The organism is Guptibacillus hwajinpoensis (assembly GCF_005144865.1).
In the GTDB taxonomy this organism is placed as follows: Bacteria; Bacillota; Bacilli; order Bacillales; family Guptibacillaceae; genus Guptibacillus; species Guptibacillus hwajinpoensis_A.
Window position 1 is genome coordinate 567,496 of record NZ_SWFM01000002.1, and the last position, 16,626, is coordinate 584,121.

Sequence of the window (16,626 nt, forward strand, 5' to 3'; positions counted from 1 at the left end):
GGAGCAAATAGTATGCCATTTATTAATGGAAAAACGATGCTAGATCATGCTTTTCAGAACGGGTATGGAGTAGGTGCGTTTAGCGCTCATAATGCAGAAACGGTACTTGCTATATTGGAGGCAGCTGAAGAGGAAAAGGCACCGATTATGATACAAGTAGGGCAAAAGGTGATTCAAACACTTGGTATGGAGGCATTAAAAGGACTGATCGATACGTACGAAAAGGATTTCGATGTACCGGTTGCCATTCATCTTGACCATAGTCGTCAGTTTGAACAAACGATGCAGGCCGTTCAAATGGGATTTCAGTCAGTGATGTTCGACGGATCAGGTCTTTCGTTCGAAGAGAACACAGCGACAACGAAGAAAGTTGTTGAAATCGCAAGTGCTCTAGGAATTGGATCAGAAGGTGAAATTGGGAAGATCGGCGGAACCGAGGATGATATAACAGTTGATGAAAAGGATGCATTGATTACGTCTACCGAAGAAGCCGTTGCATTTGTAGAAGCCACTGATGTTGATTATCTTGCGGTATCCATTGGCACAGCTCATGGGATATATAAGGAGACGCCAAACCTTCGCTTCGAACGGTTAAAAGAAATTGTTGATGCGGTGAAACGTCCGGTTGTTCTTCATGGAGGATCTGATGTACCAGATGAGCAAGTTAAGCGTGCCATCTCTCTTGGAATCGCAAAGATTAATGTCGATACTGAATTACGTCAGGCTTTTACGAAGGGTGTACAGGAAGCATTTGCTGAGAATCCTGATGATATTGTACTCGCAAGCTCCCTTGGACTTGGACGTCTTCGTATGAAAGAAAAAGTGCAGGAGAAGATTCGTGTGTTTGGTAGTCAAGGCAAAGCGGAAGAACTTTTATTAAACAAAAAGGTCGTAACGTTATAAAAAGGAGGATGATGTTTAATGGCGACACAAACTTCAGTACTTACTTATGGACTATATATTGATGGTGAGTGGAGAGAAAAATCGGTCACGGATGATGTTCTTAACAAATATACTCAAGAAGTAACGGCAAGAACGGCAGCAGCAGATAAGCAGGATGTAATCGATGCCGTGCAAGCTGCTAAAAACGCTTTAAAAACACCCTTTTCACCATATGACCGCTATTCTGTTCTAATTAAGGCGGCAGCTACACTTCGCGCTCGTCAGGATGAACTTGGTGAAATTCTTGCGAGAGAAGTTGGTAAGCCACTTGCGGAATGTAGGGGTGAGGTAGGTCGAGCGGCACTAACGCTTGAAGTATCTGCTGAAGAAGCGAAACGCATTCATGGAGAAGGTATTCCAGTTGAATCAGCACCAGGATCTGAACAACGCCAGGCTTTCACAAGACGTTTTCCGATCGGTGTCGTTGCAGCTATTACCCCATTCAATGTGCCCCTCAATCTCGTTTGTCACAAAATTGGCCCTGCGCTTGCTGCTGGTAATAGCGTTGTATTGAAACCAGCAGAAGTGACGCCAATTTGTGCGGTTATCTTAACTGAGATTATGGAAGAAGCAGGTTTGCCTGCTGGTCGTTTGAACCTTCTCACTGGTGATGGTGCAACTGTTGGGGAGTGGCTAGTTGAGAATCAGGATGTGAACATGTTTACGTTTACCGGAAGCCCAAGAGTTGGCCAACATATTCGTGAGAAAGCTGGCCTCCGCAACGTAGCACTTGAACTTGGAAATAATTCAGCAACGATTGTTCACCGTGACGCGGATATCGAGACGGCAGCAACTCTTTCAGCTGAGAAGAGCTTTAATAACGCAGGTCAGGTTTGTATCTCAGTTCAGCGTGTTTATGTTCATGAAGAGGTTTACGAATCATTCCTTGCGAAAATGAAGGAAGTAACTGAAGGGCTAGTTGTTGGAGATCCAATGGATGCATCGACGTCGATCGGTCCAATGATTGCTGAACGTGAAGCGATTCGAGTGGAGAGCTGGGTTAACGAGGCTGTAGAGCAAGGAGCGAGCGTTGAAACCGGCGGGAAACGAGATGGCGTTTTCTACTATCCTACGATTCTTACGAATGTAACGGATGAGATGAAAGTGTGCAGACAGGAAGTATTCGGCCCTGTCGTTGCGGTGAGTTCTTATCGTTCAGAGGATGAAGTGATTGCAAGAGTAAATGATTCCGAGTATGGTCTTCAGGCAGGACTGTTTACGAATGATCTCGCTTTTACTTTAAAAGCGATTAATGAGATTCATGTTGGAGGACTGATTATCAACGATACATCAGGGTACCGCGTGGATCATATGCCATATGGTGGTGTGAAGAAGAGCGGAACTGGAAAAGAAGGGCCGCGCTATGCCATTGAGGAAATGACCGAAGAAAAAATTATTGTTTTTAACGGATAAAGTGAGAAGGGGATCCAGGTTGTTGGGTCCCTTTTTATCCTTGCAAGCCTTACGAGCTGAAGGAGAATGAGAATGTCGATCTTCACGATTCTGTTACCGATCTTTTTTGTTTTTGCTGTTGGGTATATCGCACAGCGGTTTCTAAAGCTTGAAACAAGAGTCCTATCAAATCTTGCTTTATATGTATTAGTGCCCATTCTCGTTTTTCGGACATTCTATGAACAGGAAATTGACTCATCATACGGATATCTATCGATCTACATGCTTGGACTCTGCTTTGCTCTAATTGCCATAGTTAGCATTCTATCCAAATTCTATCGTTTCACAGAGTCAGAACGGTGCGGGTTGGTTCTTTCGAGTGCCTTCATGAATAACGGCAACTATGGTACGCCTCTTGTTCTATTTCTTTTCGGTGCGGTGGGGATGGAAACGGCGATTGTCTTAATGGTACTTCAACAACTATTGATGAGTACGCTTGGGGTTTATTATGCTGCAAAAGGAAGTCCAGAGCATGATGGTGTAAAGGCTGCCTTACGAGCAGTGAGACGGATGCCAATGGTTTATGGAGCAATTGTTGGTCTAGCGTTTCAGTGGTTGCACATCCCACTTGGGACAATCGGTGAAGGGGTAGATTTAATAGCTGATGCTGCAATTCCAGTCATTATGGTAACGCTCGGCATGCAGCTTGCGAATATAACCATTCGAGCCGTTGACTGGAGAAAGCTATCAACTGCACTTTCTCTTAAATTAATGATTGCGCCGCTTATTGCAGCTGGTATTGTATTGCTAATGCCAGTCGATGTTATGACGAAACAAATCATGATTATTATGGCTGCTACACCTACTGCGGCGAACACAACGATGTACGCAATTCAGTTCCATACCGAACCACAAAATGTTTCGAGCGCAACGCTGGTCTCTACTGTATCAAGTCTATTAACTATGCCTGTTGTGATTTACTTAGCGACTACGTTTATTTAAGTGCTCTTCTGTACTAGCTTGTGAGAACGAAAGAGAGCGATTTTTTTGAAACTCTGTTGCTTATTAATGTGGTAGAGCAGTGGGGGTCAGGCCCGAGCCTGACCCCCACTTTATATTTATAAACATCTGCTGTGCCAGCCGTCGATCTGATTACATAAGATTAGAAATAAGTGAAATTAGGAGATGGATGGTGGTAGTGTGGCGGATAATGGTACGTTCCATGGATTCAAAAAGGACGCAAATCATACTCTTTGGATTGAGAATTATGTAGGAAAAGCAAGAATGAAAGTGGCATACAAAGTTAAGTCTTTACTTCATTATGAGCAATCTCCTTTTCAGGAAATAAGTATCGTTGAGACAAAAGGGTTTGGTAGAATGCTTGTTTTGGATGGTATTCCACAAGTGTCTACAAAAGAAGGTTTTATATATAACGAAATGATTAGTCATATACCGATCGTGACACACCCGAATCCAAAAAACATTGGAATGATAGGAGGAGGAGATTGTGGACACGTCCGTGAGGCGATGAAATATAAAAGTATCGAAAAAATTGATGTTGTAGAAATTGACGAGACGGTTACATCCGTTTGTAGAAAATGGTTAACACCAGAAGAGGAATTTAAGACAGACAAACAATTCCGAATGATTCATCAAGATGGATATGAATGGATTCAGAATCAAAACAAACACTATGATGTTCTCATGATTGATCGCCCTGACCCAGTCGGGCCAGGTAAAAAGCTATTTAGCTCAGATTTCTATCAATATGTTTATGATGCCCTGTCAGATGATGGCGTGGTGACATTCCAATCGGGATCCCCATTCTACAATGAATCAATACTTGAAAAAACGGGATATCAATTAAAGAAACTATTTCCGATTGTTAGGACATACATCATTACGATTCCTCTTTTCCCTTGTGGCATTTGGAGTTTTACGATGGCTTCAAAGAAATCAGACCCATTAGAGGCTGATTTAACGAAATTGATGGATCGGGAAACGAAATATATTAATCCAGAGATCTTTCTTTCTTCCTTCACACTACCCAACTATATAAGAGACATGCTTTAAAGAAAATCATTTAAAGAATGGAGGAACATTTCCTCCATTCTTTTCTTTTTCGTCTCTGAACTTCATTTTGAATCATGTAGAAACGTCGATTGAAACTCATCTATTAAATCTGAAAATACTTGAATCATCTTAGAACGATGCCTCTTACGAATGGTTCGCGATAATTCAATTTGAAATGAATGAAAGTTTTCCTTGTAACCTTTGTAGTCGTCTCCATCGCCTAATCGATGAAGGTGGATGGATTTATTTCCAGCGAACTTATTGTCAAAAATGATTTTAGCGTTAGGGAGTATGCTCTCTATATTCGCGGTAAGCTTTTCTTCAAACCAATCTTTCACTTCTTTAGAACATGATTTTCCCTTTGATGTGCCGACTTCAATTGCAAGCGGTCCATAATGCTCATCTTTCATTCCATGGAATGAAAGGTGCAAATATGGAACGTTGAGTTGATTCGTATTCTCTTCTACTATTCCTAAATGAGTCACAATCTGTTCAATTGATTTTCGATATTCTGTTACCGCCTCTAGAGTATCCTCGTTAGGTGGTCGGTTAAGGTCAATAACAGTTCTTGAAACGGTGCTAATAATACCGGCACACCCAGTTTTTTGGATTAATTTCGTTACAAGTAAGTCGGTATAGAGATCAGCGGCAGGTGGTGTCGCATGTAAAGCTTCCACATGGCAACACCTATATCCCTTTCCACGGTTATACTTCACATAATTTTTTTGTATAAACTTTACTGCCATTTTGTATACTCCTTTATTTATTTGGTTGTATTCATAAATATTGTTGCTATAAGTGTAGTGGTTGATTTCCGCTTCAGGATGCTCGCTTTCCTTGGTGCGGGCGGTGAGCTTCCTCGTCGCTTACGCTCCTGTGGGGTCTCACCTGTCCCTCTAATCCCGCAGGAGTCGAGCACCTTCCGCTCCAATCAACTTTGAAATGTGAATTTCTTTATACAAAACCTCTTTCAAAAAACACATTTTTTAAGAAAAGAGCCATTTATTTAGAAGTGGTTTATTACTAAAACATGCAAAGAAAGTGAAATTTGTGAAAGGGCTAATCAGGTGTATATCATCACTTTTTAATCTTTGGCGTTTCATACACGTACACCATTAATATACAAATGTACAGGAACAAAGTAATGAAATCTCAATATATTAATTGCGATACGACTTTTGTAGGGGTGGGTGGAAAGCGGAATTTCCACAATGGAGGGTTATCATACATGGACCTGTTAAGAGAACAATTTAGCATTATTTCGGATAAAGAATTGATGCTTCAAACTTTAGCGCTAAACAATATACGATCTGTTGAATTAGTGGATCCAAAAACATGCGCGTATCCAATTGTTGGTCGTAAATATGGTCACTATCAGGGAAAAGATATTTCAATTATTCATACTCAGTCTGAGGCAATTGAAGAAGGATATGACTTTTTTACGAAATTATGCATTGTTGAGAAAGAATACCTCTTCCATATTCAAAGTCTTACGGTGGAGAAAGTTTATGCGATTGAGGAAGATAAAGTCATTTACAGTGAATTACCGATCAGGACGCAGCCTTATGGTTGGAAATCAAAGGTAGTTGAACTTAATACCATTCCGGAGGAGTGGATCAAAACTGCAACACGTGCCCTATACGTAGTAGGACTGCCACAAGGCATAGTTAAAATTGGCGTGCTACCTAATGAATCACACATTGTTTTGGACATAAATGAATCCAAGAATTTGAAACTAGATCCAGTTACAAAAGCGGTAAGCCCATTTACAATCGGTGCAGATATTGAGTTCATGTTGAGCTGCGATAATGAATTACTACCAGCTTCGACTTTCTTCCCTATTCAAGGATCAGTGGGCTGTGACGAGAGGCAGATTGAGAAAGATAGTGGTCAGTATGCTTTAGCTGAACTTAGACCAGTAGAAGCTGAAACACCCCACGAAGTTTTTCAAAATATGAAAACCCTTATTCAAAAAGCATCGGAACTTGTTCCTTACGAAAATGTAGCATTTCGAGCAGGGAGCATGCCGTTTGTGGGTTATCAATGTGGAGGGCATTTGCATTTTGGAATTCCATGTTCTGTATCGCTGTTAAAGGCTCTAGATCAGTACCTTGCCATTCCGATTGCTATGATTGAGAACTCTAGAACAGCAAAAAAACGAAGGAGAACAAACCATGGCGGGCTAGGTCGCTATCGCGTGAAACCGTATGGAATGGAGTATTTATCGTTAAGCTCATGGGTGATCGAACCAACACTATCGTTATCTATTCTGTGCCTAGCGAAGCTTGTGGGGAATCACCATCATGAATTGAAAGACGACTTTGTTTTTCATCCCGTTATTCAGAGAGCTTACTATAACGGAAACTATCCGGTTCTTAAACAACTATGGCCACACATAAAGAAAACAATTCAAAATACATCCACCTACGCTCAATATGAGAATGAATTGATATCCTTATTCGAAGCGATTGACAGTGGATTTCCGATTGAAGAAAAATGCGACTTTAGAACGAATTGGGGATTAGAGAAAACAACGAAACGATATGAACAAGATGCAATCATTCAAATCCCGAAAAAGTTAAGAATGAAGTATCACCTTAAAGAAGGGGATGCGACACACGTTCGAGCGGGGATTAATCTTGTACCAGCAACCATTAAACCATACCCTTTTGCATTTCAGAACTCAGATAAGGTCCATCTTTCTAAAGCATTACGAGACCAGCTCTCTTTGCCTGAAGGCTGGTGTCCAACTATTTTTTCGTCAGATGATGTTGTGACACTTGGTCCGATTATTGGAATTCTTGCAAATAGACCGTTTGATAGACAAACCACCTATTTCCAACATTTGTTCCATCTAGCAAAGGAAAAGCAAATGCTCGTTTATGCATTTGAACCAGTTGATATTGATTGGGGTCAAATGACTATTAAAGGTACGTCAATTGATGGGGAAGGTGTTTTTCCTTTTCCAGCTGTTATCTATGATCGTTATTTGCGTATTCGCGATAGAAGTCAGGATATTACAGATGTACGGTTTAAATTTCAATTCACTTACAAAATTCCTTTTATCAATTCTCCCTCTCTCTTCAATTTGACAGGAGATAAGTGGAAGACTCATCAACTCCTTTCGAGTCATTATGGTAATCATTTGCCCGAAACAAAATCACTAAAGACTCCTGATGATTTAGTTGACATGCTAAATAAACATGGGGAAGTATTTGTGAAACCGGTAAGTGGATCTCTAAGTATGGGAGTTAATCGAATATTGCGTAAGCCAACGAACATTATCATGACAGAATTACAACAAAATACACGTTATGATTTCACTACTATCGAGGAATTACTGGAGTATATGGCCCCTCATATTAAACAAACGAACTATGTCGTTCAAGAAGGCATTCGTCGCAAACAATACAACGGTAAAAATATTGAAATACGTGTTTATATGCAAAAAGGAATAAAAAATCGCTGGTTAAGAACAGGCATGGTTGCTCGTCTATCGAACGATGATGTGCTGACGGAAGAGTCCGAAATTAACTTGCGTGTTAGCAAAGTGCTTCATCATGTATACCCAGATAGTACCGAGAGAAAATCTATATCTAAACAACTTGGGAAGCTTGCAGGGCGAATTGTTGAAACCGTTCAGGATGAAGTAGGCACCTTTGGAGAAATCGCAGTTGATTTATGTATTGATCAGTACGACTCAATCAAACTTTTAGAAATTAATGCAAAACCGGATAATTTATTCTCACAAATCAGGGCTTATAAATTACGGAATTTAGCTGGCCATCGTCTTTTAAATTATGCAAGTATACTAGCAGGTTACGACGGGTTATGAAAAAAGAGATGGTAGGTGATGACAGGTGAGAAACCTAAGATTAAGCGAAATTCTCAAGCTTGTTGACGGTCAGGTTATCCAAGGTTCTGGAGATCCGATGATTCATCACGTTGTAAATCGCACGAAGAAAGATATTGAAGATCATACCCTATTGTTCCATCTCGATCATGAGCGGATTAAGGGTAAATACTGGAGAGAACATGAGGTAGTAGTTGTTATAACGGATCGTCCAGATAAATGCATTGATTTAGGAGAAAACATCATACTAATTCAAACTAATCAACTAAAGGATGATTATTGGAAATTCGTTGAGTATTATCGGAACCTTTTTGATTTCCCTATAATCGGAATCACAGGTACTTGTGGGAAGACAACAACGAAAGAAATGGTTCGGCAAATTCTATTGGAAGATTTCAATGTGAAAGCGACTTGGATGAGTATGAATTCAATGTCGGTCAATCTTCGCTATCTAAACAAACTAGATGATGATACAGAAGTAGCAGTATTTGAGATGCCTGTTGCATATCCAGGCTATTTGCGAGTTGCCTGCAGGTACTTTAAACCCCAAATACGCGTTTTGTTAAATATAGGTGTTCACCATTTAGCAGATTGTGATACACCAGAAGAGTACATGAAAGCAAAAGGTGAAATTGTTGAAGGGCTAGACCCCGAGAAAGGAACACTAATACTAAATTCAGATGACGAGAATATACGTCGGATCATTGATCTTAGTCTTTTTCCAAACGCTGTTCATATCGGTATGAACGAAACCTGTCATTTCCGTGCAATTAATCCTCAATATGCCTCTGGTGGAATGGCGTTTACGCTCATTTACAAAGGAATGAGCTATGATGCATTCGTGCCTGGATATGGAGAACACAACGTTTACAATGCTCTTGCAGCAATCGCTGCTGTATCAGCAGTTGGCGTTGATATTCCGACAGCCCTTAAGCGTTTGGCGTCTTATAAGCAAGTGAAAGAGCATCTTGAGTTTAAAGAAGGAGCGAATGGATCGACCATTATTGACGACACATGGAATTCTGCCCCTCTTTCAATGGCGACAGCTCTCGAAGTTCTTTCAGCCGTTACAGTAGGAAAGAAATCGGTAGGTCTATTAGGATATATGCCTCAGTTAGGGAAGGGCAAATATGCCACAGAACAGTATGAACAAATGGGCCAAAAAGCAGCCGAGACAAAAATTGATATGTTAATTATTGTTGGAGAGAAAGCAGAAGAGATCGGTCATGCAGCAATAAAAGCTGGAATGGAGAAAGAGAAGGTCCACTTTTGTGAAACGGGTGATGAGGTATTTAACGTATTGCAACCTCATTTGAATCAAGATACAACCATTTTGCTGAAAGTCACACACCGTGTTATGAAACAACCTTCTTTTCAAGAAATGAGAAATAAGCTCATCCTGTAGGGAGTTAAAATAGAGGTGACCGATATGAGAAAAACAACACAACTTAGAAACATCATAACAAGTAATTCGTTAGAATACATCATGGAAGCCCATCATGCTCTTTCCGCTAAAATCGTAGAAGAAGCCGGTTTCAAGGGAATTTGGGGCAGTGGTTTATCAATCTCTGCATCATTAGGGGTTAGAGACAACAATGAGGCGTCGTGGACACAGATATTAGATGTATTAGAATTTATGAGTGATGCTACTTCTATTCCAATCCTACTTGATGGGGATACGGGATATGGGAATTTTAATAATGCCAGAAGACTGGTGAAGAAGTTAGAGCAGCGTGACATAGCTGGAGTTTGCATTGAAGATAAAGTTTTCCCGAAGACTAATTCTTTTATTAAGGGTGAAGCGCAACCGCTTGCTTGTATCGATGAATTCTGTGGAAAAATAAAAGCGATGAAAGATAGTCAAATGGACGATGATTTTGTTGTTGTATCGAGAGTGGAAGCCTTAATTGCGGGCTGGGGACTTCAGGAAGCTCTTAAACGAGCTGAAGCTTATAGAGCAGCGGGGAGTGATGCGATTCTTATGCATAGTAAGCGGTCGGATAGTCTTGAGATTGAAGCTTTTATGAAAGAGTGGGATGATCGACTACCGGTTGTCATTGTACCAACCAAATACTATTCAGTTCCGACTCAACGCTTCAGAGATTTAGGCGTTAGCTTGGCGATATGGGCTAATCATAATCTACGGGCTTCGATTAAAGCCATGCAAGACACGTCTAACCAAATATATCTTGAAGAAAGTCTTGCCAATGTAGAAGCCAACGTCACATCTGTGGATGAAATCTTTCAACTTCAAGGAGCAGAAGAGCTTGCTCAAGCTGAAGGGAGATATTTAAATGCTTCTAGCGCAAACATAAATTCAATCATTGTTATGAAAAGTTTAGCGGATCAAGCTGCCTTAATTGACCAAGTAGCACAGCTAAAATCTCACAACATACATCATGTGTCTGTAATTGGTCCAACCGTTCAAAATTTTGACGGTGCTGCTCAGCATGCAGAGCTATCGTTACTCCATCGTGCAATGGACCAAATCAAAGGCAACCTTATCATAAGTCATAGTGACATGATGTATAAACCTCACGTTCTCACTGAGCTACAAGCAAATGAGAACGACATTGCTATTGTTATTGATGTGGATAGTGATTCAAGCAAAAAATCAGGTTATTTTGTAAAAGCTGAGCTTCCATATTCTCGTGAACTATATAATCAGTCTGTGAAATTGGTTGAAGTTGTTACGAGTTTAAGTGAAGACCATAACCATGGAGAATTTTTTGGTTTATGGAAGGTGAGTGAAAAAGGAGCGGAGATTGTAAGGAATTTTCTTGAACGTTTAGCAATAAGAGATGATTTTGATCAACTTACTCTTGCAGATCTTCTAAATCATGTTCATAGCTCTCATTCTATATCTGTTACCTACATTAAAGGCTCATGGGTAGATCGGAAAACCTATTTAGCTATTCAGGATAGGGTGGTGAAAAGATGTGATTCCACTTCCTGAATTTGGGGCTGAGCTAAAAAACCTGGGTTTCGATTTCTATAGTGGCGTGCCCTGTTCTTATTTAAAGCATTTCATTAATTTCGCGATTAATGAATGTGAGTACGTAGCAGCTACGAATGAAGGGGAAGCTGTAGCAATCGTTGCTGGAGCTACATTAGGGCAAAAGAAATCAGTTGTATTAATGCAAAATTCAGGGTTAACGAATGCGGTCTCTCCACTCGTCTCGCTTATACAACCATTTAGAATTCCAATACTAGGGTTTGTTAGTTTACGAGGAGAACCTGGTGTCCCAGATGAACCGCAGCATGAATTAATGGGAGAAATCACTCCTCAGACCCTTGATCTCTTAAAGATCGATTGGGATTATCTATCAACTAATCTAGAAGAAGCAAAACAGCAATTGCATCGAGCTAATGAAAAGATTGAGCGGAATGAACCCTACTTTTTTATCGTGAAAAAAGGAACCTTTGAACCTGTTGGTCTTCAAGCTCAAGAGACGAAAATAACGACTTCAGTCGCTCGTCCCCAAAGTCGTGAAGACCAGCTTCCAACGAGATATGATGCATTACGTGAGATCAATACTTTAAAAGACAATCAAACAGTTCAGCTAGCGACGACTGGAAAAACGGGAAGAGAGCTCTATGATCTGGAAGATGCACCTAACAATCTCTACATGGTTGGATCGATGGGGTGTGTTAGTTCAATAGGATTAGGTCTTGCGCTCACAAGAAGAGAGAAATCTGTTATCGCTATTGATGGAGATGGCGCCTTACTAATGAGGCTTGGTAATCTCCCTACAAATGGCTATTGCTCTCCACCTAATTTGCTTCATATCCTTCTCGACAATAACGTGCATGACTCAACTGGGGGACAACAGACCGTTTCAGGCAACGTTGATTTTGTGGAAGTTGCTTCAGCTTGCGGGTATGACCAAGCAATCTATGTTCATACGCTAGAAGAGTTAAAGGATTGCATTGAAAACTGGAAACAGGATCAAAAATTAACCTTTCTCTATATGCGGATTGCAGGCGGAAGCAAGGCATCTCTTGGACGTCCAACACTAAAGCCCTTTGAAGTGAAAGAGAGATTGCAGGTGTTTTTAGGTGATTAAAACAGCTGTTATTTTAGCGGCAGGTATGGGGAGTCGCATACGAAATCGAAGCGAAGGGCGTCCTAAAGGTTTCTTAACGATCGATGGAAAGCCTCTTATTGAACATTCGATTGAAAAATTGCTAGATGCAGGAATTGAGAACATCTATATTGGAACTGGTTACAAAAAAGAAGAATATAAAAGCTTATCTCAAAAATATTCACAGATTACTTGCTTCAATAATCCAGATTACAATGCAAGTGGTAGTTTATTCACACTTTATCAAATAGAACCGTATATTACAGACGATTTCTTGCTTCTGGAATCAGATATACTTTTTGAGAGAAAAGCTTTGCAGACTGTGCTTGCGAATAAACGATCAGATGTCATCCTGGCAAGTGAACTAACTAGCTCAGGAGACGAAGTTTTTATAGAAGTGGATAAGGATCAAAACCTTATCATGATGTCAAAGAATACGAACGAATTGAGTGCGGTATTCGCTGAGCTCGTAGGAATAGTAAAGCTCTCTCTTTCTACCTTCAAAATTTTATGTAAGAAAGCAAGCATGTTATTTCAATCAAGTAAGGATCTTCATTATGAAGATGGCCTTGTTCATATTGCAAAAGAAGTAGATTTATATGTTCAGAATGCTGACAATTTAGTTTGGTGTGAGGTAGACGATGAACATCACTATCAAAGAGCTAATAATCTGATTGCCCCACTAATAAAAGCACGAGAATCCTCCCATCACGTTGAACGAAAAATCTTATTGAATCCAGGACCTGCGACAACGACGGATACAGTGAAACACGCACAGATTGTAGCTGATATATGTCCGAGAGAAAGTGACTTTGGGGATACGATGACGTTTGTTTCACAGGCACTCACAGAATTTGTGGGAAATCCTAATGAGTATACGACTATTATGTTTGGTGGATCTGGTACAGCAGCTGTTGAGTCCATTCTAAGTTCTGTCGTTGATAAAGAAGCGATTGTTATCGTAAACAATGGGGCATATGGGGAACGCATGCTCAAGATTGCGACGATCTATGGATTAAATGTTCTGGAATATCGTTCACCTCTTGAGAGTGCTATAGATTTAATTAAACTAGAATTGTTAATTCAGAACGCGCGCGTTAAGATTTCTCACCTTATGATTGTTCATTGCGAAACAACAACAGGACTGTTAAATAACATAGAAGCAGTTGGGAAAATATGCGAAAAACACAACGTTGCCATGATTGTCGATGCGATGAGTTCATATGGTGCGATTCCTATTGATATGAAACGTATGAATATTAGCTATCTTGCCGCTAGTTCGAACAAAAATCTTCAGGGAATGGCGGGTGTCTCGTTTGTCATAGCAAATAATGAGCAACTTGATAAAATAAAGGAAATTAAGCCACGAAATTTGTATCTGAATCTATCTGAACAATATGAGCATTTTGTTAGTACGAAGCAAATGAGATTCACGCCGCCTGTTCAAACCCTTTATGCACTAAGGCAAGCGATATTGGAAACGCAGTGGGAGGGGATTGAGAGAAGATATAATAGATACTCGAAATCCTGGCGGACGCTCCTAAAGGGACTAAAAGCATTAGGTTTGACGCATTTGATTGATGAACCTAATCATTCAAGAATTATTACATCCATTGTTGAACCTTCACACCAAGGATACGATTTTGATGAGCTGCATGATTTTCTATATGATCGTGGTTTCACAATATATCCTGGTAAACTTGACGATCTAAATACGTTTCGAGTGGCCAATATAGGTGATATAACATACAAAGATATGGAATGTTTTCTAACTCTTCTCGAGCAGTATCTTAAAGGATAAGGGGAGTGCTCGGAATGGTTTACTACAAAATAGCCGTGGTGGTAATGGTTGTAGACGAAGAGGGTGAAATTCTACTTGTCAAAAATCCACATAGAGGATGGGAGTTCCCCGGAGGATACGTGGATAAAGAAGAAACATTGCAGATGGCAGCTGTAAGGGAAGTAAGAGAAGAGTCTGGGATTGAAATAGAAATAATTGAATTAGTAGGTGTTGAACAAAACAGTTCAAAGAAACGAAATGTATTTGTTTTTAAGGGAAGACCTGTAAGTGGAGAGCTAAGCTTATCAAATGAAACACGGGACGTTGGATATTTTACATTTGAAGAATCACTAAGCAAAATGACACTTGAGCGGTTTAAAGAAAGACTACTAAGGTGTATGGATAACCAAAATACGCCATTTCTGTTGGAGAGTTAAGAAGGTTTAAGCAAGGGGGAGACATCTCACCCTTGCTTATTTTAATACTACAAAGGGTCATTACATAGACGTTTCTATAAGAGTGAAGGGGGATTTCCGCTTAAGTCCATTGTGAGTTGGGGTTCTCTGTAGAGAAAAAGACTATTTTCTAAAAGACTGAAGCTTTTAAAAAATTATTGAATAAAAGAACCACACTGGCTGATTGAAGCGGAAGGATGTTCGACTCCTGCGGGACTAGCGGGACAGGTGAGACCCCACAGGAGCGTTAGCGACGAGGAGGCTCACCGCCCGCCCCGCGGAAAGCGAGCATCCTGGAGCGGAAATTACCTAGCTATAGCAACAATCTTTGAGAAAAGAGCATTTAGATAAGAGTCTATAAAAATGATCCAATCAGTAATACGAGAAATACAACAGATAATCCTACGAGAAAAACAATCCCCATTTTTCGGATAGCAGGGGGAAATCGTTCAGTTAATGGCACTCGGATTAGAAAAATAAGAATTGCGAGTGAAAGAATGAGAAGTAAGAAATAACCCAAAGGATACACCACCAGTTCTGCTTTTTTTATAGGTGTTCCCTATGAAGTTACGAATCAATCATGATCATTAAGGATGTTGAACATTGGAAAGAGTATGTTCAACAATCTTCCCATCGAAGGCAGATTGATAAATGGCTCGGATATCTGTTTCATGGAGAGGCAGTGGGCTTCTAGCAAGCAATCTTTGTTGCTTCACTCCATCTTCAGTTAATGAGTCGAGTGCAGATAAAGGAATACCGAATCCGCCGAGCGTTTCTGGAATGCCTACGTCTAGGACGAGTCTATGTAGCTCGCGAACGCATTCGTAAGAGCCTTCTTCTTCAGATAAATACTGCGAGTTTCCTCCAAGCGCATTAAGAATGTCATTCATTCGTTTTGTGCAACTTTTCCGTATGTAGCCCATGACATAAGGAAGAAGAACTGCGTTCGAATCACCATGAGCAATATGGAACTGCCCACCAAGCGGATAGGCGAGTGCATGAACACCTGCAACTCCGGCATTAAAGAAAGCGAGCCCCGCGATATAGCTTCCATTACTCATATCGATTCGTGCTTCACGATCTTCTCCGTTTTCAACAGCTCGTCTAATCGAGCGGCTGATTAGACGAATCGCCTGTAATGCTAGCCCGTCTGTCGTAGGACTTGCGTTAACAGAAACATAGGCTTCTATTGCATGCGTCAGGGCATCAACACCGGTTGCTGCTGTTACTTTGGATGGAACTGAAATTGTTAATTCTGGATCAACAATTGCCGCATCAGCAAGTAGGTAGTCATGAGTGACAACATCTTTTGTTCGATCAAGTGATAGAACTGAGATATTTGTGACTTCCGATCCAGTTCCTGCTGTTGTCGGAATTAATATCTTTGGAAGTCCTTTTTCTGTTACCTGTTTACCGCCTGATAAATTAAGGTAGTCAGCAACGGAACCATCGTGACTTGAAAGAACGGCTGTTAATTTAGCAAGGTCAAGTGCACTTCCGCCACCAAGACCAATTACAAGGTCAAACGCATTTTTTCTTGTATAGGCTACAAGCTTTTCACCAACGGCAAGTGGGGGTTCCGGAACAATATCTGTGTAGACATCAACTGTATAGCCGACATGTTCTAACGGATCTCGAATTCGATCAACAAGACCAATCTCTTCAAGAACAGAGTCAGTTACAACGAGAATTCTCTGGGGTGAATATTTCTCAACCTCTGGTAGGAGCTGTTCAATTGAGCCCCAACCCGTATAACTTAACGGAGTAAAGACAATCTTCGAATACATGTATAGTCCTCCTTCAGAAACATCTATTCTATAGGCTGTTTTCGTAAACATTGTTGCTATAAGAGTAATGATGATTTCCGCTTCAGGATACTCACCTGTCCAATATTCCCGCAGGAGTCGAGCCCCTTCCACTCCAATCAACTCATAAATTCTTTCAAAAGCGAAAATCTGTTAGAAAAGAGTCTTTCTATTACATAAACATTCTCGGTTGAGCTCATCGATACCTGCTTTAAAGCAGTGGGGGACAGACGAGTTACCG

General features: G+C 40.5%; 13 protein-coding genes. 10 read left to right on the top strand and 3 right to left on the bottom strand.

Annotated features, from left to right (window positions below):
- The first annotated feature begins 12 nt into the window (after window positions 1-12).
- The 4 genes from FBF83_RS09980 to speE all read left to right on the top strand — a co-directional run bounded on the left by FBF83_RS09980 (window position 13) and on the right by speE (window position 4,407).
- On the top strand, window positions 13-903 hold the full coding sequence (locus tag FBF83_RS09980) for a class II fructose-bisphosphate aldolase (RefSeq protein ID WP_136947000.1): 891 nt from the start codon (window positions 13-15) through the stop codon (window positions 901-903).
- Window positions 904-921: 18 nt separating this feature from the next.
- Entirely contained in the window at window positions 922-2,355 is a 1,434-nt protein-coding gene (locus tag FBF83_RS09985) for an aldehyde dehydrogenase family protein (protein ID WP_136947001.1), read from the top strand.
- Between the two features lie 72 nt (window positions 2,356-2,427).
- Complete coding sequence (locus FBF83_RS09990) at window positions 2,428-3,336, top strand: AEC family transporter (RefSeq protein ID WP_136947002.1); 909 nt, start codon at window positions 2,428-2,430, stop codon at window positions 3,334-3,336.
- A 198-nt stretch (window positions 3,337-3,534) separates the two neighbouring features.
- Complete coding sequence (gene speE / locus FBF83_RS09995; protein ID WP_240688051.1) at window positions 3,535-4,407, top strand: polyamine aminopropyltransferase; 873 nt, start codon at window positions 3,535-3,537, stop codon at window positions 4,405-4,407.
- Between the two features lie 62 nt (window positions 4,408-4,469).
- Here speE and FBF83_RS10000 read toward each other — a convergent pair whose 3' ends face one another.
- Window positions 4,470-5,153: an N-formylglutamate amidohydrolase gene (locus FBF83_RS10000; protein WP_136947004.1), complete on the bottom strand. Its 684-nt coding sequence runs from the start codon at window positions 5,151-5,153 to the stop codon at window positions 4,470-4,472.
- Between the two features lie 482 nt (window positions 5,154-5,635).
- Here FBF83_RS10000 and FBF83_RS10005 point away from each other — a divergent pair, with 482 nt between their 5' ends.
- Genes FBF83_RS10005 through FBF83_RS10030 form a run of 6 tightly spaced genes read left to right on the top strand, consistent with a single transcriptional unit; the run spans window position 5,636 to window position 14,562 of the window.
- Window positions 5,636-8,242 (top strand): putative amidoligase domain-containing protein, encoded by a 2,607-nt coding sequence (locus FBF83_RS10005; RefSeq protein ID WP_136947005.1) that lies wholly within the window; start codon window positions 5,636-5,638, stop codon window positions 8,240-8,242.
- A 25-nt stretch (window positions 8,243-8,267) separates the two neighbouring features.
- Complete coding sequence (locus FBF83_RS10010; RefSeq protein WP_136947006.1) at window positions 8,268-9,665, top strand: Mur ligase family protein; 1,398 nt, start codon at window positions 8,268-8,270, stop codon at window positions 9,663-9,665.
- Window positions 9,666-9,689: 24 nt separating this feature from the next.
- On the top strand, window positions 9,690-11,216 hold the full coding sequence (aepX, locus tag FBF83_RS10015) for a phosphoenolpyruvate mutase (protein WP_136947007.1): 1,527 nt from the start codon (window positions 9,690-9,692) through the stop codon (window positions 11,214-11,216).
- Window positions 11,200-12,327 carry a phosphonopyruvate decarboxylase gene (aepY, locus tag FBF83_RS10020; protein WP_136947008.1) on the top strand — a complete coding sequence of 376 codons (1,128 nt, stop codon included), beginning with the start codon at window positions 11,200-11,202 and terminating at the stop codon, window positions 12,325-12,327. The genes aepX and aepY overlap by 17 nt, the downstream gene beginning before the upstream one ends.
- Entirely contained in the window at window positions 12,320-14,146 is a 1,827-nt protein-coding gene (locus tag FBF83_RS10025) for a 2-aminoethylphosphonate aminotransferase (RefSeq protein ID WP_136947009.1), read from the top strand. Before aepY ends, FBF83_RS10025 begins: the two co-directional genes overlap by 8 nt.
- Before the next feature lie 14 nt (window positions 14,147-14,160).
- Window positions 14,161-14,562, top strand: a complete 402-nt coding sequence (locus FBF83_RS10030) for an NUDIX hydrolase (protein ID WP_136947010.1) — start codon at window positions 14,161-14,163, stop codon at window positions 14,560-14,562.
- 373 nt (window positions 14,563-14,935) lie between these two features.
- Here FBF83_RS10030 and FBF83_RS20840 read toward each other — a convergent pair whose 3' ends face one another.
- Together FBF83_RS20840 and FBF83_RS10035 are read right to left on the bottom strand one after the other, a co-directional pair.
- Entirely contained in the window at window positions 14,936-15,100 is a 165-nt protein-coding gene (locus FBF83_RS20840) for a hypothetical protein (protein WP_169525325.1), read from the bottom strand.
- A gap of 67 nt (window positions 15,101-15,167) precedes the next feature.
- Entirely contained in the window at window positions 15,168-16,367 is a 1,200-nt protein-coding gene (locus FBF83_RS10035) for an iron-containing alcohol dehydrogenase (RefSeq protein ID WP_136947011.1), read from the bottom strand.
- Window positions 16,368-16,626: the final 259 nt, after the last annotated feature.

Bases quoted from the DNA above. Each gene is read 5' to 3' on its own strand.
- aepX (WP_136947007.1), top strand. From the start codon at position 9,690: ATGAGAAAAACAACACAACTTAGAAACATCATAACAAGTAATTCGTTA.
- FBF83_RS09990 (WP_136947002.1), top strand. From the start codon at position 2,428: ATGTCGATCTTCACGATTCTGTTACCGATCTTTTTTGTTTTTGCTGTT.
- FBF83_RS10030 (WP_136947010.1), top strand. From the start codon at position 14,161: ATGGTTTACTACAAAATAGCCGTGGTGGTAATGGTTGTAGACGAAGAG.
- FBF83_RS09985 (WP_136947001.1), top strand. From the start codon at position 922: ATGGCGACACAAACTTCAGTACTTACTTATGGACTATATATTGATGGT.
- FBF83_RS10035 (WP_136947011.1), bottom strand. From the start codon at position 16,367: ATGTATTCGAAGATTGTCTTTACTCCGTTAAGTTATACGGGTTGGGGC.
- FBF83_RS10000 (WP_136947004.1), bottom strand. From the start codon at position 5,153: ATGGCAGTAAAGTTTATACAAAAAAATTATGTGAAGTATAACCGTGGA.
- FBF83_RS10005 (WP_136947005.1), top strand. From the start codon at position 5,636: ATGGACCTGTTAAGAGAACAATTTAGCATTATTTCGGATAAAGAATTG.
- FBF83_RS09980 (WP_136947000.1), top strand. From the start codon at position 13: ATGCCATTTATTAATGGAAAAACGATGCTAGATCATGCTTTTCAGAAC.